The organism is Streptoalloteichus hindustanus, assembly GCF_900129375.1.
Lineage (GTDB): Bacteria > Actinomycetota > Actinomycetes > Mycobacteriales > Pseudonocardiaceae > Streptoalloteichus > Streptoalloteichus hindustanus.
The window spans coordinates 118,514-140,582 of sequence record NZ_FQVN01000006.1; the positions used below are offsets into that span (position 1 = coordinate 118,514).

Here is a 22,069-nt window from a genome sequence, read left to right on the forward strand (position 1 = left end):
GTTCCGCCCGGGCCGGGGCGCTCCGGAGCACCGCGGATCACCGGGCGTCGGTTCGGAACAGGTCACGTCGGCCGAACCGGTTCGCCCGGCGCGGAGGGAGTGGCGGCGGTGGTGGTGGCGCGGGGGTCAGACGCCGCGGAACCGGTTGATCGCGGCCAGGTGCTTCGCCCGCAACTCGTGGTCCCGCACGCCCAACCCCTCCTCCGGGGCCAGGCACAGCACACCCACCTTGCCCTGGTGGCTGTTGTGGTGCACGTCCAGCGCGGCCTGGCCGGTCTCGGCCAACGGGTACACCTTGGACAGGGTGGGGTGGATCTTCCCCTTGGCGATCATGCGGTTCGCCTGGTACGCCTCGCGGTAGTTCGCGAAGTGCGAGCCCACGATGCGCTTGAGGCTCATCCACAGGTACCGGTTGTCGTACTGGTGCAGGTATCCCGACGTGGAGGCGCAGGTGACGATCGTGCCGCCCTTCTTCGCCACGTAGACGCTGGCGCCGAAGGTCTCCCTGCCGGGGTGCTCGAAGACGATGTCGGGGTCCTCGCCGCCGGTCAGCTCCCTGATCCGCGCCCCGAACCGCTTCCACTCCCTCGGGTCCTGGGTGTGCTCGTCCTTCCAGAACCGGTAGTTCTCGGCGGCCCGGTCGATGATCAGCTCGGCGCCCATCCGCCGGCAGATCTCGGCCTTCGCCGGACTGGAGACGACGCACACCGGGATGGCGCCGCCGTTGAGCGCGAACTGGGTGGCGTAGGAGCCGAGGCCGCCGGAGGCGCCCCAGATCAGCACCACGTCGCCCTGCTTCATCCCCGCGCCGTTGGCCGAGACCAGCTGCCGGTAGGCGGTGGAGTTGACCAGCCCGGGCGCGGCGGCCTCCTCCCAGCTCAGGTGCGCCGGCTTCGGCATGAGCTGGTTGGTCTTCACCAGCGCGATCTCGGCGAGTCCGCCGTAGTTGGTCTCGAAGCCCCAGATGCGCTGCTCGGGGTCGAGCATGGTGTCGTCGTGCCCGTCGGGGTGCTCCAGCTCGACGCTGAGGCAGTGCGCCACCACCTCGTCGCCCGGCTTCCAGTTGTTCACCCCGGGGCCGGTGCGCAGCACCACGCCGGCGAGGTCCGAGCCGACGACGTGGAACGGCTGGTCGTGCCGCGCCGCCAGCGGCGAGGTGCGGCCGTAGCGGCTGAGGAAGGCGAACGTCGGCAGCGGCTCGAAGATCGACGTCCACACCGTGTTGTAGTTGATGGCGCTGGCCATGACCGCCACGAGCGCCTCGCCCGGCCCCAGTTCGGGCGTCGGGACCTCGTCGAGGTGCAGCGAGCGGCGCGGGTCCTTCTCCCGGTGGGGGACGCCCTCGAACATGTCCACCTCGTCGGCGCGCACCGTGACGCCGCGGTAGGACTCCGGGACCGGGATCGAGGCGAGTGCGTCCAGTTCGTCGGCCATGATCGCGTCGAGGATCTTCTGCACGGCGGGTACCTCCCTGTTCCTGGGCTGTCCGGCTGGGCCGAACGCCGAGGGTGAGCACCGGAGAGTCGCGCCGAGGAGTGGAGCGGCGGCGCGGGTTGGCCGGACGTTACCGACGAGTAACGATCCAGGGGAGCGTGGTGTGAGCCACTCCACGTCGCTATCGCCCGATCGTCGGTCGAGCCGCTCTCCGGTGCGGCCCGGGGCGGGCACGGCGGTCCGGGAGACCCAGGGGCGGAGCGGCGAACGGCCGGGTCCCGGCCCCGCCTCAACTGCTCCTACCTGCGCCGACAGCCCCTTGACCGGCCGGCCAACCCAAGCGCACGCTGGACGTGGTGGGCCTGGCCCGGTCCGCCGGGACCCACCGAGTCCTCTCGGACGCGGAGGTGGTTGGCATGACCAGACCGTGGAGCCGCTGGCAGGACTGGGCGTCCGTGGTCCTGGGGGTGTACACGCTGCTGGCACCGCTCTGGACCGACACCAACACCAGCGCGATGTGGACGATGATCGTCTTCGGCGCGCTGTTGGCGGTGACCGGACTGTGGTCGCTGGCCACGCCGGGCTCGGTGGTCAGCGAGTACTCGCACGTCGTGCTGGGCGCGCTGCTGTTCCTGGCGCCGTGGGTGATGCGCTACAGCGACTACACGCAGGCGGCGTGGACCTCGTGGATCGTCGGCGTGCTCGCCGTCGTCGTCGGCCTCGCGGCCGTTCCGGCGGCCAGCGCCGCGCACCGGGGCCACGTGGCCGGGCAGCACTGAGCCGCCCGAGGCGGCTCCGAGCCGGCCCCGACAAGCCAGTTCCGGCAGAAGCCGGCCCCAACGAAAGCCGGCTCCGGCCGCGCGCCGAGCTGGCTCGGACGCCGCCAGCACCGCAGGACACGACCGAACACACGGATGGGGTTTCCGAACAGTCCGCGTGGTGCGGCCTGACGACCGGACGGGATGGCCGTCCGGCCGCCGCGCCGTCCCGATGACCGCCCCACGGCGACCGTCCCGGGTGAGGGTCGCGCGACGGGCATCGGGCGCCACGCGGAGGGTTGGCGCGATGACCGCGGGCGCGGCTGTCCCCCAGGGGACGTCAGGCCGCTCGGCCCGCCCCGGGGGCGGGTGCCCCGCCGACGCCGGCGAGACCGGGTCGGCCAGGGACCGCATCCTGCGGGCGGCGGGAGAACTCTTCGCCGAGTCGGGTTTCGACGCGACGCCGACCTCGCGCGTCGCCGAGCGGGCCGGCGTGCCCAAGGGCCTGGTGCACTACTACTTCCGGCACAAGCCGGACCTGCTCGCCGCGATCGTGGAACGACTGCCCGACGAGCTGGTCGACCACCGGGCGGTCGTCGTGCCCGGCGACGTGGCGGAGAGCCTGCGCCGGCTGGTCGCGGAGCTGGACGCGCGGCTGGGCGTCGGCCCGGCGCGCCTGCTGTGGCGGGAGGCGGACCGGCACGAGGCGGTCCGCGCGGCGCTGCGCCGGCGGTTCGCCCGGCTCGTGGAGCAGGTGCGCGGCGTGATCGCGGCGGCGCGGCCGGCCAGCGCGCGCCGCGCCGACGTCGACTCGGCGGCCGGGCTGCTCGCGCTGGCCGTCAGCTACCGGCACGCCGCCGTCGGACCGGGAGAACAGGTCGGCCCGATGGAACGGGAGCTGACCTTCCTGGCCGACGCGCTCGCGCTCGGCGCGGGCCGAGCTCCGCCGGCGCGACCCGCTGGCCGTCAGGGCGTCGGCACCCCCGCGCCGGGTTCGGTCATCCGCTGAGCGCGGCGGGAACCGCTGTTCTCGCCGTCTGGCTCGCGCTCCGCTTGGCTCGCGCTCCGCTTGGCTCGCGCTCCGCTTGGCTCGCGCTCCGCTTGGCTCGCGCTCCGCTTGGCTCGCGCTCCGCTTGGCTCGCGCTCCGCTTGGCTCGCGCTCCGCTTGGCTCGCGCTCCGCTTGGCTCGCGCTCCGCTTGGCTGGCGCGCTGCGGGCTCGTGCGCCCCGGCCTGTGTGCCGTGGAGCCGCGCGCCGGCGTTCGGCACGCGGCCGTTCGGCGCACTGCCGTTCAGTGCGTGGCGGCTGGCTCCACGAGTTCGACGAGCACGCCCCCGGCGTCCTTCGGGTGCACGAAGTTGACTCGGCTGTTGGCGGTGCCGCGCCTCGGCTCGTCGTAGAGCACGCGCAGCCCCTTCTCCCGCAGCGCCGCGCAGGCCGCGTCGATGTCGGTCACCCGGTAGGCGAGCTGCTGGAGGCCGGGGCCGCTGCGGTCCAGGAACTTCGCGATCGTCGACTCCGCCGACAGGGGCGCGAGGAGCTGGACCGCCGCGCCGGTCCGGTCGCCCGGCGCGCGCAGCATCGCCTCGCGGACGCCCTGCTCCTCGTTGGTCTCGGTGTGCGCCACCTCCAGCCCGAAGGTGTCGCAGTAGAACGCGATGGCCGCGTCCAGGTCCGGCACGGCGACCCCGACGTGGTCGACCGCCGTCACGAAGGGCTTCAGCAGGTCAGGCATGCTGGGAGGGTAGGTCCTGCTCCGGCGCGTTCCGTGTGCGCCTACTCACACGGAGCGGCCGGGGAGATCGCGGGTATGGTCCGCAGTTAACAACCGTTAGCACCGCTACCGGAGGCGGCCGTGGACGACGTTCGTCGGCTCACCACGTGCGGGCGCCGGCCGGGTGCGCGTGTCGCGCAGCAGCACTGGAGGCAGCCGTGACCCGTTCCGTCATCGTCGCGGGGGCGCGCACCCCGATGGGGCGACTGCTGGGCTCGCTCAAGGACTTCTCCGCGGCGCAGCTCGGCGGTGTCGCGATCAAGGCCGCGCTGGAGCGCGCCGGGGTCGCCCCCGAGCAGGTCCAGTACGTGATCATGGGCCAGGTGCTGACCGCGGGCGCGGGCCAGATCCCGGCCCGGCAGGCCGCCGCGGCCGCCGGCATCCCGATGACGGTGCCGGCGCTGACGGTCAACAAGGTGTGCCTGTCCGGCCTGGACGCCATCGCCCTGGCCGACCAGCTCATCCGCGCCGGCGAGTTCGACGTCGTGGTGGCCGGCGGCCAGGAGTCGATGACCCAGGCGCCGCACCTGCTGCCCAAGTCCCGCTCCGGCTTCAAGTACGGCGACACGCAGCTCGTCGACCACATGGCCTACGACGGCCTGTTCTGCGCCTTCGACCAGGTCGCGATGGGCGCGGCTACCGAGAAGTACAACGCGCGCTACGGCCTCACCCGCGAGGAGCAGGACGCCTTCGCCGCCCGGTCGCACCAGCGCGCCGCTGCCGCCCAGGCCAACGGCGTCTTCGCGGAGGAGATCACGCCGGTCGAGATCCCGCAGCGCAAGGGCGACCCGGTCGTCTTCGCCACCGACGAGGGCGTGCGCGCCGACACCACCGAGGCGGGGCTGGCCAAGCTGCGCCCGGCCTTCGCCGCCGACGGGACCATCACCGCCGGCTCGGCGTCGCAGATCTCCGACGGCGCGGCCGCCGTCGTGGTGATGAGCCGGGCCAAGGCCGAGGAGCTCGGCCTGGAGTGGATCGCCGAGATCGGCGCGCACGGCGTGGTCGCCGGCCCGGACGCGAGCCTGCACGAGCAGCCGTCGAACGCGATCAGGGCGGCCTGCGCGAAGGAGGGCGTCGAGCCGGCCGACCTCGACCTGGTCGAGATCAACGAGGCGTTCGCCGCGGTGGGCGTCGTCGCCGCCCGGAAGCTCGGCGTCGACGAGGACCGGGTCAACGTCAACGGCGGCGCGATCGCGCTGGGCCACCCGATCGGCATGTCCGGCGCCCGGCTGGCGCTGCACCTAGCGCTGGAGCTGCGCCGGCGGGGCGGTGGCGTCGGCGCCGCCGCGCTGTGCGGTGGCGGCGGCCAGGGCGACGCGCTGATCATCCGGGTGCCGAAGCAGGGCTGATGGCACGCACGGTCGACGTCGCGGACCTCGTCGCCCGCGCCAGACAGGGGCAGCCGCGCGCGCTCGCGCGGCTGATCTCCCTGGTCGAGGACGCCAGTCCGCAGCTTCGTGAGGTCGCCGAGGCGCTGGCCCCGCACACCGGGCGGGCCAGGGTCATCGGGCTGACCGGTTCGCCCGGCGTCGGGAAGTCGACGTCGACCTCGGCGCTGGTCTCCGCCTACCGGCGGCAGGGCAAGCGGGTCGGCGTGCTGGCCGTCGACCCGTCCTCCCCGTTCTCCGGGGGCGCGCTGCTCGGCGACCGGGTGCGGATGCAGGAGCACGCCACCGACCCCGGCGTGTTCATCCGGTCCATGGCCACCCGGGGGCACCTCGGCGGCCTGTCGTGGGCGACCCCGCAGGCGTTGCGGGTGCTCGACGCCGCCGGCTGCGACGTGGTGCTGGTGGAGACGGTCGGCGTCGGCCAGTCCGAGGTCGAGGTGGTCTCACTGGCCGACACCACGCTCGTGCTGCTCGCGCCCGGCATGGGCGACGGCATCCAGGCGGCCAAGGCCGGCATCCTGGAGGTCGCCGACGTGTTCGTGGTGAACAAGGCCGACCGGGACGGCGCGGACCAGACCGTGCGCGACCTCAAGTACATGATCTCGCTGGGCCGCAGGGAGCGGGAGGGCGCGATCTGGCGGCCGCCGATCGTCAAGACGGTGGCGGCGCGGGCCGAGGGCCTGGACGAGGTGGTCGCCGCGATCGACGAGCACCACGACTGGATGGTCGCGCACGGCGAACTGGAGCTGCGCCGCCGCCGCAGGGCTGAGGCCGAGATCGAGGCGATTGCCGTGGAGCGGCTGCGCGCGGAGCTGGGCGACGTGCTCGGCGGGGCGGCTCTGGAGGGGCTGGCCAAGCGCGTCGTCGCCGGGGAGTTGGACCCCTACCGGGCGGCCGACGAGCTCATCGCCACCCTGCGTGTCCAGAGCTGACCTGTTTCCGGGCTGTTCTTGCCTGTTCGGGGGAAGCTTGCCCGGTTGACTACCGCACTTTCGTGGTGAGGCTCTCGGGGGGTGCGTGTCAACTGGCTATCGCCATGCTGTGGACAACTTTTCTCGGTTGTCCACAGGCAATGGTGATGGGCTGGCTTCGCCCTGTGACGGGCGGATAGGCTGGTCGCGGGGCTCGCCCCCCGGGCGGGAGGGGGCTGTACCGGGGCGGGGTGGTCCGCCGCCGGGGCCGAACGCCAGGACCAGTCCGCGGGGTCAGAAGTCAGGGCCAGTTGACGGGCTCCTCGGCGGGATCAGTCCTGGTGCAGGCAGATCAGGTTGCCGCAGGTGTCGTCGAAGACGGCGTCGGTGCCGCCGTAGGGCATCTTGGTCGGCGGGAGCGTGAACTCGACCCCGAGCTCCGACAACCGCCGGTAGTCGCGCTCGCAGTCGTCGGTGGTCAGTGCGGTGGCGGGGTTGCCCGCGGCGCGCACGGCCTGCTGGAACGTCCGCGACGCGCCGTCGGCCTTGGCCAGCATCAACCGCGTGCCCTCGGGATCCTCGGGCGAGACCACGGTCAGCCACCGCGAGTTCTCCCCGTAGGACGCGTCCATCGCGACCACGAAGCCGAGCTTCTCGGTGTAGAACGCGCGCGCCCGGTCCTGGTCGTCGACGTAGATCTCGGCGAGTTTGATCCGCATGGTCCGTTCCTCTTCTCGGGACGTGTTCGAAACCGACGCTAGGCCGTTCCACCCGGACCGGCCTCCCGACGCCGCGCGCGTCCGGCCGCCCGCCGGCGCGAGCCGCGCGGGCTCCGCACGGTGTGGAGCACGGTCAGCGCCCGCTCGGCCCGTCGGGTGTCCCTCGACCAGACCGCCACGACGCCGGCGACGAGGGTGAGCAGGGCGGAGGGGGCGGAGCGGAGGAGGACGAGCGCCACGGCGAGCGCGGCGGGCAGTTCGACGAGGGAGGGAGGCATCGGCGGGTCTCCTCGCAGCGTGACGGCGACCGCCTGCGCCTCCACGACGGACCGGCAGCGCCCGCGCTGCCCGATCATCGAACCAGGAACAGACGATCTGGCGGAGCGGCCAGTGTGGCACGGCGGGCCGCCTGGTGACCACGGCTACCTGGTCACCACGGCTACCTGGTCACCACGGCCGCCTGACGACCAGGACCGCTGACGACCAGTACCCGTGGATCACCACCCGCCCCGGACGGCGATGGGCCGGCCCCCGCGCGGAGGCCGGCCCATCGTGGCGTCCGACGGTCAGCAGGTCGTCTTGTAGAAGTACTTCGACTGCTGGTCCATGTCGTCGCGGGTGATCGCGACGAGGTCGGTCTGGATCTCGCCCTCGGTCGACTTGCCCTCGATCGCGGAGACGGCCTGCTCGACGCCCCTGCGGCCGATGCCGGCCGGGTCCTGGGCGATGAGCGCGTCCACGCCGCCCTTGCGCAGCTCGTCGACCTGCTTCGGGCTGGCGTCGAAGCCGACCAGCTTCACCGCGCCGGTCTTGCCCGCGTTGCGCAGGCCGGTCGACGCGCCCTCGCCGGTGTTGAGGTTGGTGGCGAACACCCCCGCGAGGTCCGGGTTGGCCGACAGCGTCGAGGAGACGATCTGCGCGGCCTTGGCCGGCTCGTTGTCGGTGTACTGCTGGCCGAGGTACTTGATGTTCGGGTACTTCTTGATCTCCTCCTCGAAGCCCTTGGCCCGCATGTCGGTCGTGGAGGTGCCGGCCTTGGTGTTCAGCACCAGGACCGAGCCCTTCTCGCCGACGAGCTTGGCCAGGGTCTCGGCCGCCTTCCGGCCGCCCTGCTCGTTGTTGGAGGAGATCTTGGAGACCGAGATGGACGCGTCGGTGACCTTGGTGTCCACCTCGACGACCTTGATGCCCGCGTTCTTCAGGTCCGCCATCGGCCGGGCCATCGCCTTGTCGTCGGTCGGCGCGATGAGCACGCCGCCCGGCTTGGTGGCCAGCACGCCGGTCACGATCGGCGTCTGCAGGCCGGCCTCGAACTTGTCCGGCGCCTGCTCGGTCAGCTCGTAGCCGCGCTTCTTCGCCTCCTCCTCGGCGCCGCACCGCATCGAGATGTAGAACGGCTCGGCCTTCACGCCCGGGATGAGCACCAGCTTCTTGCTGGCCTGCCCGGAGTTGTTGCCGCCGCCGATCTTGCCGCCGCCGCCGCAGCCCGCCAGCGCCACCGCCGCGAGCACCGCCACGCCGAGCCGCAGCGCCTTCGCCCCTGCCATGCCTCTCCCTCCGTTACTGCGGGACACCCGCACCCGGTCACCGCCCGCGGGCGGAAGAAAACCACGAACACCCACGAACACCGCGGACCGCACCAGTCCGCTCCGGTCCGCCGCGCGTCATCGGCCGCTGTCGCGCGCGCGACGCCGCCGCTGGTCGAACCACACGGCGGCGACCAGGACCACGCTCACCGCGATGGGCTGCCAGAACGGCTGCACCCCCACGATCACGAAGCCCTTCTGCAGCACCGCGGGGATGAACACGCCGAACACCGTGCCCAGCACCGTGCCGACCCCGCCGAAGAGGCTGGTGCCGCCGAGCACCGTCGCGGCGATCGAGTTCAGGTTGTCCGTGCTGTGGCCGCCCAGCGTGGTGGTGCCGAAGTAGGCCAGCGACATGAACCCGGCCAGGCCGGCCAGCAGCCCGACGAACGTGTAGACGAGCACGAGGTGCCGGGTCACCGAGATGCCCACGCGCCGCGCGGCCTCCTCGTTCGAGCCGATCGCGTAGGTGTAGCGGCCGAACTTCGTGGTGTGCAGCAGCCACGCGCCGAACATTGTCACCGCCGCCGCGACCAGCACCATGTGCGGGACCTGGAGCGTCTGGCCGAAGCCGAGCGAGTCCCGCAGCGCCGAGGGCACGGTGCGCACGTCGACGCCGCCGGTCAGCAACTGCGCCGCGCCGAGGGCGGCGCCGAACGAGCCCAGGGTCACGATCAGCGGCGGGATCCGGAACCGGGCGATGAGCAGGCCGTTGAGCAGGCCCCACGCCGCGCCGCTGGCCAGGGACAGCAGCAGGCCGATGGCGATGGTGCCGGCGCCGGCCTGCGTCGCGTCGCCGTCGGGGCTGACCGCCTCCATCGTCATGGCGCCGGCCACGCCGGAGAACACCAGCACCGACCCGACGGACAGGTCGATCCCGGAGGTGATGATCACGAAGGTCATGCCGACCGAGAGCACCAGCAGCACGGCGGCCTCGATCAGCAGCGTCTGGAAGTTGTACAGCGTGGGGAAGGCGTCCGGCCGCAGCACGCTGAACACGACGTAGAGCGCGACCAGCACCAGGCCGATCCAGAACGTGCTGGCGCCGACCAGCCGCTGCCACGTCGTCCGGCGCGGCAGGCCCCGCGCGCCCTCGGTGTCCACAGTGGACTTCCCGGTGTCCGTCACACCCGATCCGTTCGTCGTCCCGGCGTTGTCGCTCATGCCGCGTCCTCCTGCGACAGCGCGCCCGTCATCGCGCCGACGAGCTGCTCCAACCGGACGTCGGCCGCCGTGAACCGGGCCACCCTGCGGCCCAGCCGGAGCACCTCCACCCGGTCGGCCACCGCCTGCACCTCGGGCATGTTGTGGCTGATCAGCACGACGGCCACGCCGGTGTCGCGGACCCGGCGGATCACGTCGAGCACCCGCTCGCGCTGCACCACGCCGAGCGCGGCGGTCGGCTCGTCCATGAACACGACCTTGTTGGCCCAGACCACGGCGCGCGCCACCGCGACGCCCTGGCGCTGGCCGCCGGACAACGCGCCGATCGGCACGTCGAGGCTCTGCACCTGCACGCCCAGGGTGCGGAAGTGCTCCGAGGCCCTGCGCCGCATCTCCGCCTTGTCCAGCATGCCCAGCCGGCCGAGCAGCCCGCCCCGCCGCAGTTCCCTGCCCAGGTACAGGTTCGCCGCGGGGTCCAGCTCGGGGGCCACCGCGAGGTCCTGGTACACCGTCTCGATCCCGAGCTGGCGCGCCCTGGTCGGCGAGTCCAGCGCGACCGGCTGGCCGTCCAGCAGGATCTCGCCGGAGTCCGGCTGCTCGGCCCCGGACAGGCACTTCACCAGCGTCGACTTCCCGGCGCCGTTGTCGCCGATCAACGCGACGACCTCACCGGCCCGCACCTCGAACGACGCGCCGCGCAGCGCCTCGACCGACCCGTAGTGCTTGACCAGGTTGCGAGCTTCCAGCAGCGCGCCCATCACTTCCTCCCCGGTGCCGGCGGCCGGCACCGCACCGCGACAACGTCGCCTTCCAACCGCGCCGCGCCCGCGCCGTGCGGGACCACGACCGTGTCTCCCCGTCGCACCGCGAGGTCGTCGGAGTCGGTGCGCAGCACGCCCGCGCCCTCCAGGACGACCAGCACGGCGAACGACGGCTCCAGCTCCACCACCGAGCCCGGGTGCAACCGGTCGGCGCGGAAGAACGCGTCCGCCTCGGCCGGCAGCAGCGGCACGACGGGCGCCCGCCGGTCGCGCGTCTCGCGCACCAGCCCGGCCAGGCGGTCGGCCGACCACCCCGAGGTGTCCACGCACGCCAGCGCCGTCTCGTAGCCCAGGCCGAGGTGGCCCGCGCTCTCGTCGTCGGCGAACCCGCGCCACTCCAACATCACGGAGAGGTCGGTCGGCTGCTGGAGCTCGACGATGAACACGCCCTCGCCGATCGCGTGCGGCAGCCCGGCGGGCACGAAGACCGTGTCGCCCGGCTGGACGCGCACCGCGTTCAGCGCGCCCAACATGGCCGAACTGTCCTGAGTGGACACCCAGGCGCGCACCGTCGCGGCGTCGACGTCCTCGCGGAAACCGATGTACACCAACGGATCCGGGCCGGTCGTCCCGACGACCACCCACGCCTCGGTCTTGCCGAACCGGCACCCGAGGTGCGCCTGGGCGAAGGAGTCGGAGGGGTGGCAGTGCACCGGCAGCCGCTGCCCGGCGTCGAGCAGCTTCACCAGCAGCGCCGGGTCGTCCGCGAACGCCGCGGTGTGCTCCGCGCCCAGCCACGCCGACGGCGCCGCGCGCACCTCGTCCCGCAGCCACCGGCCGCCGGGCAGCCGGGACAGCCCCGACTCGGCCACCCCGAACAGGGTGGTCGTCGAGGCCACCCAGTCCTCCGGGCCGAACTCGACGGCGCTCGGCGCGTCGCGCAGGTCGGCGATGGCCGCGCCACCGCGGTAGAACCGCGGCGGTTGGTTGGCGGCAAGCCGGACGGGTCTCACGAAAGCCCTACCTCCCCGGAACCACGGGGCACCAGCCGGACCGGGAGCACGACCCGGCGCGGCGGTGCGCTGTCACCCCCGAGCCGGCCGAACAGCAGCTCGGCCGCGGCCCGGCCCAGCGCGGCGCTGTCGTGCGCCACCACCGTGACCGGCGGGTCCAGCAGGTCCGCCAGCTCGAAGTCGTCGAAGCCGACCAGCGCGGGGCGGTCGGGCCGGTGGGCGAGCGCCCGCACCGCGTAGACGGTCATCCGGTTGTTGCCGGAGACCACGGCGGTGGCCGGGTTGGGGCCGTCGAGGACCCGGCGCAGGGCGGCGGCGACGCTGCGCTCGTCGTGCGGCCCCATGACGACGAGCTCCTCGTCGTAGTGCAGGCCGGCCCGGGCGCAGCCCTCGCGGAAGCCGCGCAGCCGTTCCACCGCCGTGTAGATGTCGGGGGAGTCGCCGAGGAACGCGACGCGGCGGTGCCCGAAGGAGGCGAGGTGCCGCACCGCCTCCGCGGTGCCGCCGATGTTGTCGACCAGCACGGTGTCGGCGACGACGTCGCCGGCCGGCCGGTCCAGGAGGACCACGGGGGTGCCGGCCCGCATCTCGGGCACGAGGTAGCCGTGCCGCAGCCCGGTGGGGACGATCAGCAGCCCGTCCACCCGGCGGGCGCAGAACTCCAGCGCCAGGTCGCGCTCCCTGGCCGGCTCCGCGTCGGAGGACCCGGTCAGCACCAGTCGGCCGTGGTGCCGGGCCACCTCCTCCACCGCCCGGGTGAGCAGCGAGTAGAACGGGTTCGCGACGTCCTCCAGGATCAGCCCGACCGTGCCGGTGGAGGAGCCCCGGCGCAGGTTGCGCGCGCCGACGTTGCTGCGGAAGCCGAGTTGCTCGATGGCGGCGAGGACCCGCTCCGCGGTGCCCGGGTGCACGCCGGCCTCGTCGTTGACCACGCGGGAGACGGTCTTGATGCTCACGCCGGCGAGGCGGGCCACGTCGTTCATCGTGGCGCGCCTGACCTGACGGGGACCGCCCCCAGACAACGTTGTCATAGCGGCGGAATTCGACCCCGCCGCCGTGAGTGGTGTCAACACCGGACAGGTAATCATTCGGTGACGACGGGTGTGATCAGGCGCGCGTCGACCGGGGCCGACGACCGATCCCGGACTGATTGTTCCTGCTTACGGGGGATCTGCCGGCGAAAACCGGGCATCTCGCCCGATCGAGGCTTGACGGGCCTTCGCCACTCTTCGCACTGTGACGTGCACGACCGGTGAACACCCGACAAGGTTGTCAGGAAGCGGCCCCGGCGCGGCGCCGGCACGCACCCACCGCCGCACCGGCGTCGCGCTGGGAGGCAGCGCATGAGCGGACCGAGCCCGCACCCCGCCCCGAGATCCCACCCCCGCCGCACCCGCACCCACGCCACCCGCCACCGGTTCCGGGACGCCCTCGGCGTGGCCCTGGCCGCCGTCGTGGTCGCGGCTCTGGCCCCGGCCCTCCCCGCGCTGGCCCAGCAGGGTGCCGGCGGCGACCCGCCGAGCGAGGTGGCCATCCCGCCGGAGGACCTCGCCCGCTGGGTCAACCCGTTCGTCGGCACCGAGCCCGGCGGACCCGACCACGGAACCGGCGGCGGCGCCGGCAACACGTTCCCCGGGCCCACCGTCCCCTTCGGACTCCTCCAGTGGAGCCCGGACACCGCGACCCACCAGCACGGCGGCTACTACTACCCGGACAACCGGATCAGGGGCTTCAGCCTCACCCACCTGTCCGGCCCCGGCTGCTCCACCTACCAGGACGTGCCGTTCATGCCGTACGTCGGCGAGGTGAGCACGTCGCCCGCCACCGATCCCGCCCGGTACGTCTCGACCTTCGCGCACTCCAACGAGCGGGCCACCGCCGGCTACTACTCGGTGGCGCTGGACAACGGCGCGCAGGTCGAGCTGACCTCGACCCAGCGCACCGGCGTCGGCCGGTTCAGCTACCCGCAGGGGAAGCCGGCCACCCTGCTCGTCAACGTGTCCGGCTCGGTCTCCGGGGCGGACGACGCCGAGGTCACCGTCGGCAGGGACACGGTGAGCGGCTGGGTCACCAGCGGCCGCTTCTGCGGCGCCGCCAACCGCTACCGGCTGTACTTCCACGCGACCTTCGACCAGCCCTTCACCTCCGTCGGCACCTGGAAGAACGGCGCGGTCACCCCCGGGCGCACCACCGAGCGGGGCGGGGCCGAACCCAAGATCGACCTCGAGCGGACCCAGCCGCCGAAGAACCGGGCGGCCGAGGAGGCCGGGGCGGCCGCGGACCGGCCGGGCGGGACCTCCGGGCGCCAGGACACGACCGTATCCGGGCCGGGGACCGGCGCCTTCGTCACCTTCGACACCGCCGAGGAGCGGACCGTCACGGCCAAGGTGGCGATCTCGTTCGTCTCGCTGGAGGGCGCCCAGCGCAACCTCCGCGAGGAGAACCGGAACCGGGGCTTCGAGGACGTCCACGAGGCCGCCCGCCAGGCGTGGAACGAGCGGCTGAACCAGATCCGCGTCCGGGGCGGCACCGACGCCCAGCGCACGACCTTCTACACCGCGCTGTACCACTCCCTGTTGCAGCCCAACGTCTTCTCCGACGTGGACGGTCAGTACATCGGCTTCGACGGCCGAATCCACCGGACCGACCGGGGGCACGCGGCCTACAGCAACTTCTCCGGGTGGGACGTCTACCGCTCGGAGATGCAGCTCCTGTCGTTGCTGGCGCCCGACGAGGCCTCGGACATGGTCCGCTCGCTGGTGTCCTTCGCCGAGCAGGGCGGGGCGTGGGACCGCTGGACCGTGGCCAACGACTTCACCGGCGTCATGGTGGGCGATCCCTACCACGTGATGGTCGCCAGCGCGTACGCGTTCGGGGCGCGCGACTTCGACGCCGGGGCGGCGCTGCGCAGCATGGTGCGCGGCGCCACCGTGCCCACCCAGGGCTACAAGGAGCGGCCCGGACTGGAGGACTACCTGAAACTGGGCTACGTCCCGTTCGGCGTGGAGGGGGTCTGGGGCCCGCCCGCGACGACGCTGGAGTACACCAGCGCGGACTTCGCGATCGCCGACCTGGCGCGTCGGCTCGGCGACACCGAGACCTGGCGGACGTTCACCCGCAGGAGCCAGTTCTGGCAGAACCTCTTCAACCCGGGCTCCGGGTACCTCCAGGCGCGCAACCGGGACGGCTCGTTCGTCGAGCCGTTCGACCCCGGCAGCCCGAGCCACTGGGTCGAGGGCAACGCCGCCCAGTACACCTGGATGGTCCCGCACAACGCGCGCGGCCTGATCACGGCGATGGGCGGGGACGCGGAGGTCGTCCGCCGGCTTGACACGTTCTTCACCAAGCTGAACGCGGGTCCGAGGGAACCCTACGCGTTCCTCGGCAACGAGCCGATCATGCACACGCCGTGGCTGTACGCCTTCGCCGGTCAGCCCTACAAGGCCCAGTCCGTGACGCGGCGCGCCGTCAACGAGTTGTTCGGCCCCGGGCCGAACGGCCTGATGGGCAACGACGACCTCGGCCAGATGTCCTCCTGGTACGTGTGGGCGGCCATGGGGATGTACCCGGCGATTCCCGGCCGCGCGGAACTGGTCCTGAACAGCCCGTTGTTCGAGCGGGTCGAGATCAGGCGGCCCGGTGGCCAGCAGATCGTGGTGCGGGCGCGCGGCGCCGCCGCGGACCGGCCGTACGTCAGCGGGTTGCGGGTCAACGGCGACGCGACGAGCCGGACGTGGTTGCCGGAGTCGTTCGTGGAGCAGGGCGGCGAGCTCGACTTCGTGCTGTCCGGCGCGGCGGACCCGAGGTGGGGCAGCGACCCGGCGGACGCGCCGCCGTCCTTCCGGGACGGCGAGGTCGGCCAGCGGGGCTACGTCGAGCCGGGTCGGGTCGTGGTCCCGGCGGGTGGTTCCGGGAAGGTGGCGGTGGGCGCGCAGGACTTCTCCGGGGCCGGCGGGAAGGTGCGCTGGACGGCCAGTCCGCCGCAGGGCCTGGCGGTGACCCCGGCGTCCGGGGAGATCGCGCTTCCCGCCGGCGGCCGGGCGCGCCAGGAGATCGGGGTGACGGTGGCGCCGTCCACGGCCGAGGGGGTGCACCGGGTTCCGGTGTCCTTCACGGCGGCGGACGGGAGCGCGCTGCCGGCGACCTCGCTCCAGATCATGGTGGCCGAGCCGGGAAGCCTGCGCTCCGCGTACAACAACGTCGGGGCGAGTCCGGACGATCGGCAGGCCGCAGCGAACTACGACGGATTCGGTTACAGCTACTCACGAAACGCCCTGAGCGCCGCCGGCGTCCGTCCTAATGAGACGGTCACAGTGGACGGTGTGACCCACCGGTGGCCGTCGTCGGCGGTCGGCGAGCCGGACAACGTGGCCGCCAACGGCGAGACCGTGCAGATCCAGTCGGCGCCGGGCGCGTCGAAGCTGTCCCTGCTCGGCTCGGCGACCGACGGCAAGGCCAGCGGGACGGCCACCGTCACCTACACCGACGGCACCACGCAGAACGTGGACATCGGGTTCTCCGACTGGGCGTTGGGCGGCAAGGGCGATCCGGTGGAGTTCGACAACCGGGTCGTGGCCAAGATGCCGTACCGCAACACCACCGGCGGCGCGTCGCAGAAGCTGGACGTGCACCTCTTCGCCACCGCGCCGATCCCGTTGCGGCAGGGGAAGCAGGTCCGGAGCGTGACCCTGCCGAAGTCTGTCCGCGGCGGGAGCCTGCACGTGTTCTCGGTCGCGACCGGGTAGTCCCGCCCTGGCCAGGGACTTCGGCTCTCCCCACCCCGTGCCGCCCCGGCGGGACCGCTTGCCGGGGCGGCACGGGGCGTTGATCATTCGGGGATGATGAGCTCCCTCGACCGGGACTACGAGCTGGACGACGATCCGGCGCGGCTGGACCGCGACGCGGTGTGGGCCTTCCTCTCCGAGCACGTCTACTGGGGACGCTGGCGGAGCCGGGCCGACCTGGAGCGGCAGATCGACTCCGCGTGGCGGGTGGTCGGCGCGTACGAGCGGGCCAGCGGACGCCAGGTGGGTTTCGCCCGCGCGATCTCCGACGGCGTCTCCCTCGCCTACCTCGCCGACGTCTACGTGCTGCCCGAGCACCGGGGTCGCGGCCTCGGCGTCGCGCTCGTGCACGCGATGATCGAGGAGGGCGAGGGGGCGCGCTTCCGCTGGGCGTTGCACACCAACGACGCGCACAGCCTGTACGAGCGGTTCGGCTTCGCCAAGCCCGACGACACGTACCTGGAACGCCCCCTGCGGCGGGGGTGACCGACCGGCGGGAGCGGCGAGGCGGGCTGAGCTCTCAGCCCGTGCGGGAGCCCGTCGTCTTGCGGGCCGCGGCCTGGAGCCGGGCCTTGGCGGGGTCCCGCGCCGGCCCGCTGCCGCGGTGCGCCCTGGGCGCGCGCGTGTCGGGCGCGTGGCGGACGAAGAGGGTCACCGTGACGCTGTCGGTGAACCCGTTGTTCTGCATGAGCCGGGCGGAGGCCTCGTTGCCCTGCTCGACGTCGGTGACGATGCGGGTCGCGCCGGCGGCGAACAGCGCGGCGCAACAGGCCTGGAGCAACGTCCGCGCCAGTCCGCGGCCCTGGTGCGCCGGGTCCACCCCGATCCACTCGACGTAGCCCCAGTCCTCGCGCTCGTCGTAGGACAGCGAGCCGAGGACGAAGGCGACCACCCGGCCCCCGTCCTCCACGACCCAGCACGCGTCGGGCTGCGCGTCGAGGTGAACGGCCACACTGGACAGCGACCACGAGGTGTAGGGCATGGCCGAGACGTCGAACACGCGGTGACCCAGCTCCAGCACACCGGCCAGGTGGTCCAGGCGCATCGGGACCGGCTGCGCATCGCCGGTTGCCATGGGTAACAGCCCCTTCCAAGGGTTCGGCGCGTCCGATCCTACGTGGACCCCAGGTCGCCCCGGAGGAGGGAGACGGCGGGTGACCACCGCCGGAGCACCCGGTCCGCGCCCTGACCTGCTTCGCCGGGCGGCGGCCCGCGGCCGCGCCCGGCGGGTGACCACACGGTCGGGTGACGGGGGCGTCACCGGACCCGGGGGCGCCGCCGAGGGGCGTGTTCGGTTGGTCACTCCTGGTATATGGTCGGCTCGTGACCGACCAGCCGACGGACCCGTCGCAGATCAAGCCGGTGCCCGACCTGACCGCCGCCGAGTGGATCGAGACCACCGACGACGGCACACCGGGAGTCGAGATCGCCTTCGTCGACGACGTGGTCGTCATGCGCGACGGCAAGGACCCCGACGGCCCGGTGCTGGTGTTCACCCACGCCGAGTGGGACGCCTTCGTCGAGGGCGCCAAGGACGGCGAGTTCGACGAGCCGTGGAACTGGGACTCCGAAGAAGGCACTGCAGGCACTGCAGGCACTGCAAGCACCGAAGGCACCGCAGGCACCGCGGACACGGCTGGCGCTGTAGACGCTGCCGGCACTGCGGAGGCTGAGGGCGCTGGAGACGCCGCGGACGTCACCGGCCGCTGAGGCCGCCGCCCCGGGGCGCGCGGCCCTGCCGGGGACGCCGCTGACGGTGTCGGTGCGGCGCGGGCGGCCGGTAACGGCGTGTAGCGAACATATCGGGCAATCGGCCTCAGGGTTTTCCCTGAACTTCCCCTGGGCGGGGCAGATGCCGGTCTCCAGTCGGCTACGGTGCGTCGCATGTCGCCGATTGGGGGAGCGGACGGCACCATCGTGGTGGCCGATCTGCGCAAGCGTTACGGGGAGCTCCAGGCGGTGGACGGTGTCTCGTTCACCGTCGCCGAGGGGGAGTTCTTCGGCATCCTCGGTCCCAACGGGGCCGGCAAGACCACCACGCTGGAGATCGTCGAGGGCCTGCGGGAGCCCGACTCCGGCAGCGTGCTGCTGCTCGGGGAGAAGCCATGGCCCCGCAATCCCAGGCTTTTGCCGCGGATCGGGGTGCAGCTCCAGGCGTCGTCGTTCTTCGACAAGCTGACCGCGCGGGAGCAGTTGGAGACCTTCGCCGCCCTCTACGGGGTGTCCCGGGGCGACGCCGCCGACATGCTCGACCTGGTCGGTCTGGCCGACAAGGCCAACACCAGGGAGGACAAGCTCTCCGGCGGTCAGCGCCAGCGGCTGTCGATCGCCTGCGCGCTCGCCCACGACCCGGACATCGTGTTCCTCGACGAGCCGACCGCGGCGCTCGACCCCCAGTCCCGGCGCAACCTGTGGGACGTGCTGCGGGTTATCCAGCAGCGGGGCAAGACGATCGTGTACACGACTCACTACCTGGACGAGGCCGAGATCCTCTGCGACCGGGTCGCGATCATGGACCACGGTCGCATCCTGGCCATGGACTCGCCGGCCAAGCTCGTGCGCGGGCTGGACGCGCCCACCCACGTGATGCTCGCCGAGGGCGTGCTGTCCGTCGAGCAGGCCGAGACGATCCCGGGCGTCGAGGGCGTCAACGCGGACGGCGTCTCGCTGACCCTGTCCACCCGCACGCCCGCGCCGGTGCTCGCCGCCCTGGCCGAGCGGGGCGCGCTGGACGGGCTCCAGGTGCGCACGGCGACCCTGGAGGACGTCTTCCTCCACCTCACCGGACGGGAGTACCGCGCATGACCTCCTCCGCTCGTCGTGGGGGGACGGCGTCGTCCTTCCGCAGCCTGTCCACCGCGATGCTCAAGGGCTTCGTGCGGGACCGGGCCGGCCTGTTCTTCGTGTTCCTGTTCCCGCTGATGTTCCTCGTCGTCTTCGGGCTGATCTTCGGCAAGGAGGGCGGGACCAAGCCGAAGATCGGCGTGGTCGGCGACGGCCCGGTCGTGGTGGCGCTGGAGCAGAGCGGCGCGGTGGAGCTGGAGCGGCTCGGCGCGACCGACGACGCCGTGCGCAAGGTGCGCGACGGCGACCTCCCCGCCGCCGTGCTGGCCCACGGCGACACCGTCGAGCTGCGGTACGCCGCCAGCGACCAGACCCAGGCCGGTCTGGTGCGGGGCATCGTCGGCGGCGTCGTGGACAAGGTCAACATCGCCGCGTCCGGCCAGCCCCCGAAGGTGCGGTTGGACAGCCAGCAGGTCGAGGACTCCTCGCTGAAGGCCATCCAGTTCCTCACCCCGGGCCTGCTGTCCTGGGCGGTGTCCACCTCGGCGATCTTCGGCTCGGCGGTGACGCTCGTGTCGTGGCGCAGGAAGCAGGTGCTGCGCCGCATCCGGCTCGCGCCCGTCCCGGTGTCCACCGTGCTGTCCTCGCGGCTGCTGGTGAGCATGGGGATCGCGGTCGGGCAGACCGCGCTGTTCATCGGCGTCGCGTCGACCCCCGTGTTCGGGCTGTCGTTGTCCGGGCAGTGGTGGCTGGCCCTCCCGCTGGTCATGTTGGGCACGCTGGCCTTCTTCGCCATCGGCATGTTCGCCGGCTCGTTCGCGAAGACCGAGGAGACGGCGACCGCGGCGGCCAACCTCGTCGTGCTGCCGATGGCCTTCCTGTCCGGCACGTTCTTCCCGATCCAGAACGCCCCCGGCTGGCTGCAGGCGGTGTCCCAGGCGCTGCCCCTGCGGCACCTCACCGACGGCATGCTCGACGTGATGGTGCGGGGCAAGGGGATCGAGGCGCTCGCGGTGCCGGCGGCCGTGCTGGTCGGCTTCGCCGTCGTGCTGGGCGCGGTCGCGTCCCGGCTGTTCCGGTGGGACGACGCCTGAGGCCGCGGCGGCCGGCGGACCGGGTATAGGTAGGCTTCCTACGCAACAACCGACCCCGGTCCGCCGGAGCGCGTCGTCACGCCGGCCCGCCACGGCTGGCGTCGAACCGAGGCTGGGCCGACCACGTTCGTGTCGACCGGAGGGAATGCCGTGCTCTCCTCGCCCGCGGCGCGTTTCCGCGCCATCGCCTTCGCCGAAGCCGTGTCCTGGGCGGCGCTGCTCATCGGGATGCTCTTCAAGTACGTCGTGGCCAGCAACCCGATCGGGGTGAAGATCTTCGGTCCGGTCCACGGCCTGCTGTTCGTCGTCTACGTGATCGTCGTGCTCCTCGTGCGGGAGCCGCTGCGCTGGAACGGCAAGACGACCGTGTGGGCGCTGATCGCCAGCGTGCCGCCGTTCGGCACCGTGGTGTTCGAGCGGTGGGCCAGCCGCACCGGCCGGCTCGCCGCTCCGGCCCGGTCGAACGACGACGACGTCGCCGACATCGACGACGCGGAGGCCACGCCCGCGCGGAGCTGACGCCGACGAGTCGGGGCCGGTCCGGTCAGTCCGGGCCGGCCCCGACGCGTCTGTCGGATCAACGCGTCTGTCGGATCAACGCGTCCGTTGGGGGCGGGTCGTCTTTCGGGTCACGTCGTCTCGTCGACGAAGTCACCGGCGGCGCGGCGCACCTTGGCCAGCAGGTCGTTGAGCTGCTGGGTCTGCCGCTCGGTCAGCCCGGGGAGGCCGAAGTTGACCTCGGTCACCGCCTCGGTCGCCCGCTTCATCAGGTCCCGGCCCGAGTCGGCGATCTCCACCAGCGTGGTGCGGCGGTCGGTGGGGTGCGGCAGCCGCCGCACCAGGCCGTCGGCCTCCAACCGGTCGACGATGTTGGTGACGCTCGTCGGGTGCAGTTGCAGCCGTTCGCCCATCACCCGCATCGGCAGGCTGCCGCGCTGGGAGAAGACCAGCAGGACCAGCGCCTCGTAGCGGGCGAACGTCAGGCCGAGCGGGCGCAGCGCCTGGTCCACCGAGGACAGGACGATCTGCTGGACGCGCATGACGCTGGTGACGGCGGCCATGGTGCCGGCGGGACCGCCGATGCGCTCGGACCAGAGCTCGGTCGCTCGCGCGATCGGGTCGAACGGCAGGGGGCGGTGGGCCGTCATGACGTCCGACGCTACCAGCGGGTTCCTCGTCGGTTGGATCACCTCGGTGTTTGGCGTCCGCGTCGTTCGGCGACGATTCCGGGGTCGGGGTGGAACCAACGACGGGAGGAAACGGCGTGCTGGTGGCTTTCAGCGTGAGCCCGCTGGGCGGCGGCGAGTCCGACGGCGTCAGCGAGGCGGTGGCGGACGCGGTGCGGGTGGTCCGGGAGTCCGGCCTGCCGAACGAGACGACAGCCATGTTCACCACGGTCGAGGGTGAGAGCTGGGACGAGGTGATGGACGTGGTGAAGCGGGCCGTCGAGGCCGTTCAGGCCCACGCGCCGAGGGTGAGCCTGGTGCTCAAGGCCGACATCCGGCCCGGTCACACCGGCCAGCTCCGCGCGAAGGTCGAGCGGGTCGAGCGGCACCTCGCCGACGACTGACGAGGTCGACCGCCAGTCGGCGTGCTCGTCGACGGCCGCCGCCGGCCCGCCCGTGGCCGGCGGCGGCCGTGCCGTCCTTCGGCGGCGGCACTCTTTGGGGTGGACGTCGCGCCTGACCGGCCGCACGATGCCGCACGCTTCAACACAAGGGCGCGAATTTCGCCACGCTGCCCGCCGTCAGGGCCACCACTGCCCGCATTTTCGTCCAAAACACCGTTATCTCGGGGGATCCCCCATTTTCACGTTGGCACAGGGGGCTGACAGTTTCCGGCGTTGGCGGTGCCGGGGGCGGGGCGGGGCGTCAGGGGACTCGCCGGTGACTGGGGCCAC

At 72.7% G+C, this 22,069-nt stretch carries 22 protein-coding genes; 11 read left to right on the forward strand and 11 right to left on the reverse strand.

The annotated features are described in order from the left end of the window. Positions 1-126: 126 nt before the first annotated feature. Positions 127-1,434: a crotonyl-CoA carboxylase/reductase gene (gene ccrA / locus BUE43_RS19340; RefSeq protein WP_073486041.1), complete on the reverse strand. Its 1,308-nt coding sequence runs from the start codon at positions 1,432-1,434 to the stop codon at positions 127-129. 416 nt (positions 1,435-1,850) lie between these two features. Here ccrA and BUE43_RS19345 point away from each other — a divergent pair, with 416 nt between their 5' ends. Further along, positions 1,851-2,213, forward strand: coding sequence for an SPW repeat domain-containing protein (locus BUE43_RS19345; protein ID WP_073486044.1), 363 nt, complete (start codon positions 1,851-1,853; stop codon positions 2,211-2,213). 286 nt (positions 2,214-2,499) lie between these two features. After that, positions 2,500-3,201, forward strand: coding sequence for a TetR/AcrR family transcriptional regulator (locus BUE43_RS19350; RefSeq protein ID WP_083959840.1), 702 nt, complete (start codon positions 2,500-2,502; stop codon positions 3,199-3,201). A 281-nt stretch (positions 3,202-3,482) separates the two neighbouring features. Here the strand turns inward: BUE43_RS19350 and mce are convergent, their stop codons facing one another. Then, on the reverse strand, positions 3,483-3,926 hold the full coding sequence (mce, locus tag BUE43_RS19355; RefSeq protein ID WP_073485246.1) for a methylmalonyl-CoA epimerase: 444 nt from the start codon (positions 3,924-3,926) through the stop codon (positions 3,483-3,485). 197 nt (positions 3,927-4,123) lie between these two features. Between mce and BUE43_RS19360 the strand changes: the two genes are divergently transcribed. Together BUE43_RS19360 and meaB are read left to right on the forward strand one after the other, a co-directional pair. Further along, positions 4,124-5,314: an acetyl-CoA C-acetyltransferase gene (locus BUE43_RS19360; RefSeq protein ID WP_073485249.1), complete on the forward strand. Its 1,191-nt coding sequence runs from the start codon at positions 4,124-4,126 to the stop codon at positions 5,312-5,314. Further along, the gene (meaB, locus tag BUE43_RS19365; RefSeq protein WP_073485251.1) at positions 5,314-6,285 is read left to right on the forward strand and encodes a methylmalonyl Co-A mutase-associated GTPase MeaB; all 972 of its coding nucleotides are present in this window, start codon (positions 5,314-5,316) and stop codon (positions 6,283-6,285) included. Before BUE43_RS19360 ends, meaB begins: the two co-directional genes overlap by 1 nt. 311 nt (positions 6,286-6,596) lie before the next feature. On the opposite strand, the gene BUE43_RS19370 is transcribed toward meaB, so the two are convergent. The 7 genes from BUE43_RS19370 to BUE43_RS19400 all read right to left on the reverse strand — a co-directional run bounded on the left by BUE43_RS19370 (position 6,597) and on the right by BUE43_RS19400 (position 12,490). Then, on the reverse strand, positions 6,597-6,983 hold the full coding sequence (locus BUE43_RS19370; protein ID WP_073485253.1) for a VOC family protein: 387 nt from the start codon (positions 6,981-6,983) through the stop codon (positions 6,597-6,599). A gap of 38 nt (positions 6,984-7,021) precedes the next feature. After that, positions 7,022-7,261 (reverse strand): hypothetical protein, encoded by a 240-nt coding sequence (locus BUE43_RS19375; protein WP_143174261.1) that lies wholly within the window; start codon positions 7,259-7,261, stop codon positions 7,022-7,024. A 288-nt stretch (positions 7,262-7,549) separates the two neighbouring features. Further along, positions 7,550-8,530 (reverse strand): ABC transporter substrate-binding protein, encoded by a 981-nt coding sequence (locus BUE43_RS19380; RefSeq protein WP_073485257.1) that lies wholly within the window; start codon positions 8,528-8,530, stop codon positions 7,550-7,552. 117 nt (positions 8,531-8,647) lie between these two features. Further along, positions 8,648-9,733, reverse strand: a complete 1,086-nt coding sequence (locus BUE43_RS19385; protein WP_083959841.1) for an ABC transporter permease — start codon at positions 9,731-9,733, stop codon at positions 8,648-8,650. Beyond that, positions 9,730-10,491 carry an ATP-binding cassette domain-containing protein gene (locus BUE43_RS19390; protein ID WP_073486050.1) on the reverse strand — a complete coding sequence of 254 codons (762 nt, stop codon included), beginning with the start codon at positions 10,489-10,491 and terminating at the stop codon, positions 9,730-9,732. Before BUE43_RS19390 ends, BUE43_RS19385 begins: the two co-directional genes overlap by 4 nt. Further along, positions 10,491-11,507 carry a class I mannose-6-phosphate isomerase gene (locus BUE43_RS19395; protein ID WP_073485259.1) on the reverse strand — a complete coding sequence of 339 codons (1,017 nt, stop codon included), beginning with the start codon at positions 11,505-11,507 and terminating at the stop codon, positions 10,491-10,493. Before BUE43_RS19395 ends, BUE43_RS19390 begins: the two co-directional genes overlap by 1 nt. After that, the gene (locus tag BUE43_RS19400; RefSeq protein ID WP_073485261.1) at positions 11,504-12,490 is read right to left on the reverse strand and encodes a LacI family DNA-binding transcriptional regulator; all 987 of its coding nucleotides are present in this window, start codon (positions 12,488-12,490) and stop codon (positions 11,504-11,506) included. The genes BUE43_RS19395 and BUE43_RS19400 overlap by 4 nt, the downstream gene beginning before the upstream one ends. Positions 12,491-12,850: 360 nt before the next feature. On the opposite strand from BUE43_RS19400, the gene BUE43_RS19405 reads away from it, so the two are divergent. Continuing rightward, complete coding sequence (locus tag BUE43_RS19405) at positions 12,851-16,252, forward strand: GH92 family glycosyl hydrolase (RefSeq protein WP_083959842.1); 3,402 nt, start codon at positions 12,851-12,853, stop codon at positions 16,250-16,252. Between the two features lie 96 nt (positions 16,253-16,348). Further along, entirely contained in the window at positions 16,349-16,777 is a 429-nt protein-coding gene (locus BUE43_RS19410; RefSeq protein ID WP_073486054.1) for a GNAT family N-acetyltransferase, read from the forward strand. Between the two features lie 34 nt (positions 16,778-16,811). Here BUE43_RS19410 and BUE43_RS19415 read toward each other — a convergent pair whose 3' ends face one another. Beyond that, positions 16,812-17,366: a GNAT family N-acetyltransferase gene (locus BUE43_RS19415; protein ID WP_073485263.1), complete on the reverse strand. Its 555-nt coding sequence runs from the start codon at positions 17,364-17,366 to the stop codon at positions 16,812-16,814. Between the two features lie 248 nt (positions 17,367-17,614). Here BUE43_RS19415 and BUE43_RS35800 point away from each other — a divergent pair, with 248 nt between their 5' ends. From BUE43_RS35800 to BUE43_RS19435, 4 genes are all read left to right on the forward strand, one after another. Next, positions 17,615-18,001, forward strand: a complete 387-nt coding sequence (locus BUE43_RS35800; RefSeq protein ID WP_083959843.1) for a DUF397 domain-containing protein — start codon at positions 17,615-17,617, stop codon at positions 17,999-18,001. Positions 18,002-18,175: 174 nt separating this feature from the next. Next, entirely contained in the window at positions 18,176-19,096 is a 921-nt protein-coding gene (locus BUE43_RS19425) for an ABC transporter ATP-binding protein (protein WP_073485266.1), read from the forward strand. Next, positions 19,093-20,169 carry an ABC transporter permease gene (locus BUE43_RS19430; RefSeq protein WP_073485268.1) on the forward strand — a complete coding sequence of 359 codons (1,077 nt, stop codon included), beginning with the start codon at positions 19,093-19,095 and terminating at the stop codon, positions 20,167-20,169. The genes BUE43_RS19425 and BUE43_RS19430 overlap by 4 nt, the downstream gene beginning before the upstream one ends. 150 nt (positions 20,170-20,319) lie before the next feature. Further along, complete coding sequence (locus BUE43_RS19435; protein ID WP_083959844.1) at positions 20,320-20,688, forward strand: DUF3817 domain-containing protein; 369 nt, start codon at positions 20,320-20,322, stop codon at positions 20,686-20,688. 110 nt (positions 20,689-20,798) lie between these two features. On the opposite strand, the gene BUE43_RS19440 is transcribed toward BUE43_RS19435, so the two are convergent. Further along, the gene (locus BUE43_RS19440; RefSeq protein ID WP_073485272.1) at positions 20,799-21,317 is read right to left on the reverse strand and encodes a MarR family winged helix-turn-helix transcriptional regulator; all 519 of its coding nucleotides are present in this window, start codon (positions 21,315-21,317) and stop codon (positions 20,799-20,801) included. A 116-nt stretch (positions 21,318-21,433) separates the two neighbouring features. Between BUE43_RS19440 and BUE43_RS19445 the strand changes: the two genes are divergently transcribed. Continuing rightward, positions 21,434-21,739: an MTH1187 family thiamine-binding protein gene (locus BUE43_RS19445; protein ID WP_073485274.1), complete on the forward strand. Its 306-nt coding sequence runs from the start codon at positions 21,434-21,436 to the stop codon at positions 21,737-21,739. The last annotated feature ends 330 nt before the right edge of the window (positions 21,740-22,069 follow it).

Coding starts and splice junctions, on each gene's coding strand:
- ccrA (WP_073486041.1), bottom strand. CDS start 1,434: ATGGCCGACGAACTGGACGCACTCGCCTCGATCCCGGTCCCGGAGTCC.
- BUE43_RS19345 (WP_073486044.1), top strand. CDS start 1,851: ATGACCAGACCGTGGAGCCGCTGGCAGGACTGGGCGTCCGTGGTCCTG.
- BUE43_RS19350 (WP_083959840.1), top strand. CDS start 2,500: ATGACCGCGGGCGCGGCTGTCCCCCAGGGGACGTCAGGCCGCTCGGCC.
- mce (WP_073485246.1), bottom strand. CDS start 3,926: ATGCCTGACCTGCTGAAGCCCTTCGTGACGGCGGTCGACCACGTCGGG.
- meaB (WP_073485251.1), top strand. CDS start 5,314: ATGGCACGCACGGTCGACGTCGCGGACCTCGTCGCCCGCGCCAGACAG.
- BUE43_RS19370 (WP_073485253.1), bottom strand. CDS start 6,983: ATGCGGATCAAACTCGCCGAGATCTACGTCGACGACCAGGACCGGGCG.
- BUE43_RS19375 (WP_143174261.1), bottom strand. CDS start 7,261: ATGCCTCCCTCCCTCGTCGAACTGCCCGCCGCGCTCGCCGTGGCGCTC.
- BUE43_RS19380 (WP_073485257.1), bottom strand. CDS start 8,530: ATGGCAGGGGCGAAGGCGCTGCGGCTCGGCGTGGCGGTGCTCGCGGCG.
- BUE43_RS19385 (WP_083959841.1), bottom strand. CDS start 9,733: ATGAGCGACAACGCCGGGACGACGAACGGATCGGGTGTGACGGACACC.
- BUE43_RS19390 (WP_073486050.1), bottom strand. CDS start 10,491: ATGGGCGCGCTGCTGGAAGCTCGCAACCTGGTCAAGCACTACGGGTCG.
- BUE43_RS19400 (WP_073485261.1), bottom strand. CDS start 12,490: ATGAACGACGTGGCCCGCCTCGCCGGCGTGAGCATCAAGACCGTCTCC.
- BUE43_RS19405 (WP_083959842.1), top strand. CDS start 12,851: ATGAGCGGACCGAGCCCGCACCCCGCCCCGAGATCCCACCCCCGCCGC.
- BUE43_RS19410 (WP_073486054.1), top strand. CDS start 16,349: ATGAGCTCCCTCGACCGGGACTACGAGCTGGACGACGATCCGGCGCGG.
- BUE43_RS19415 (WP_073485263.1), bottom strand. CDS start 17,366: ATGGCAACCGGCGATGCGCAGCCGGTCCCGATGCGCCTGGACCACCTG.
- BUE43_RS19425 (WP_073485266.1), top strand. CDS start 18,176: ATGTCGCCGATTGGGGGAGCGGACGGCACCATCGTGGTGGCCGATCTG.
- BUE43_RS19430 (WP_073485268.1), top strand. CDS start 19,093: ATGACCTCCTCCGCTCGTCGTGGGGGGACGGCGTCGTCCTTCCGCAGC.
- BUE43_RS19440 (WP_073485272.1), bottom strand. CDS start 21,317: ATGACGGCCCACCGCCCCCTGCCGTTCGACCCGATCGCGCGAGCGACC.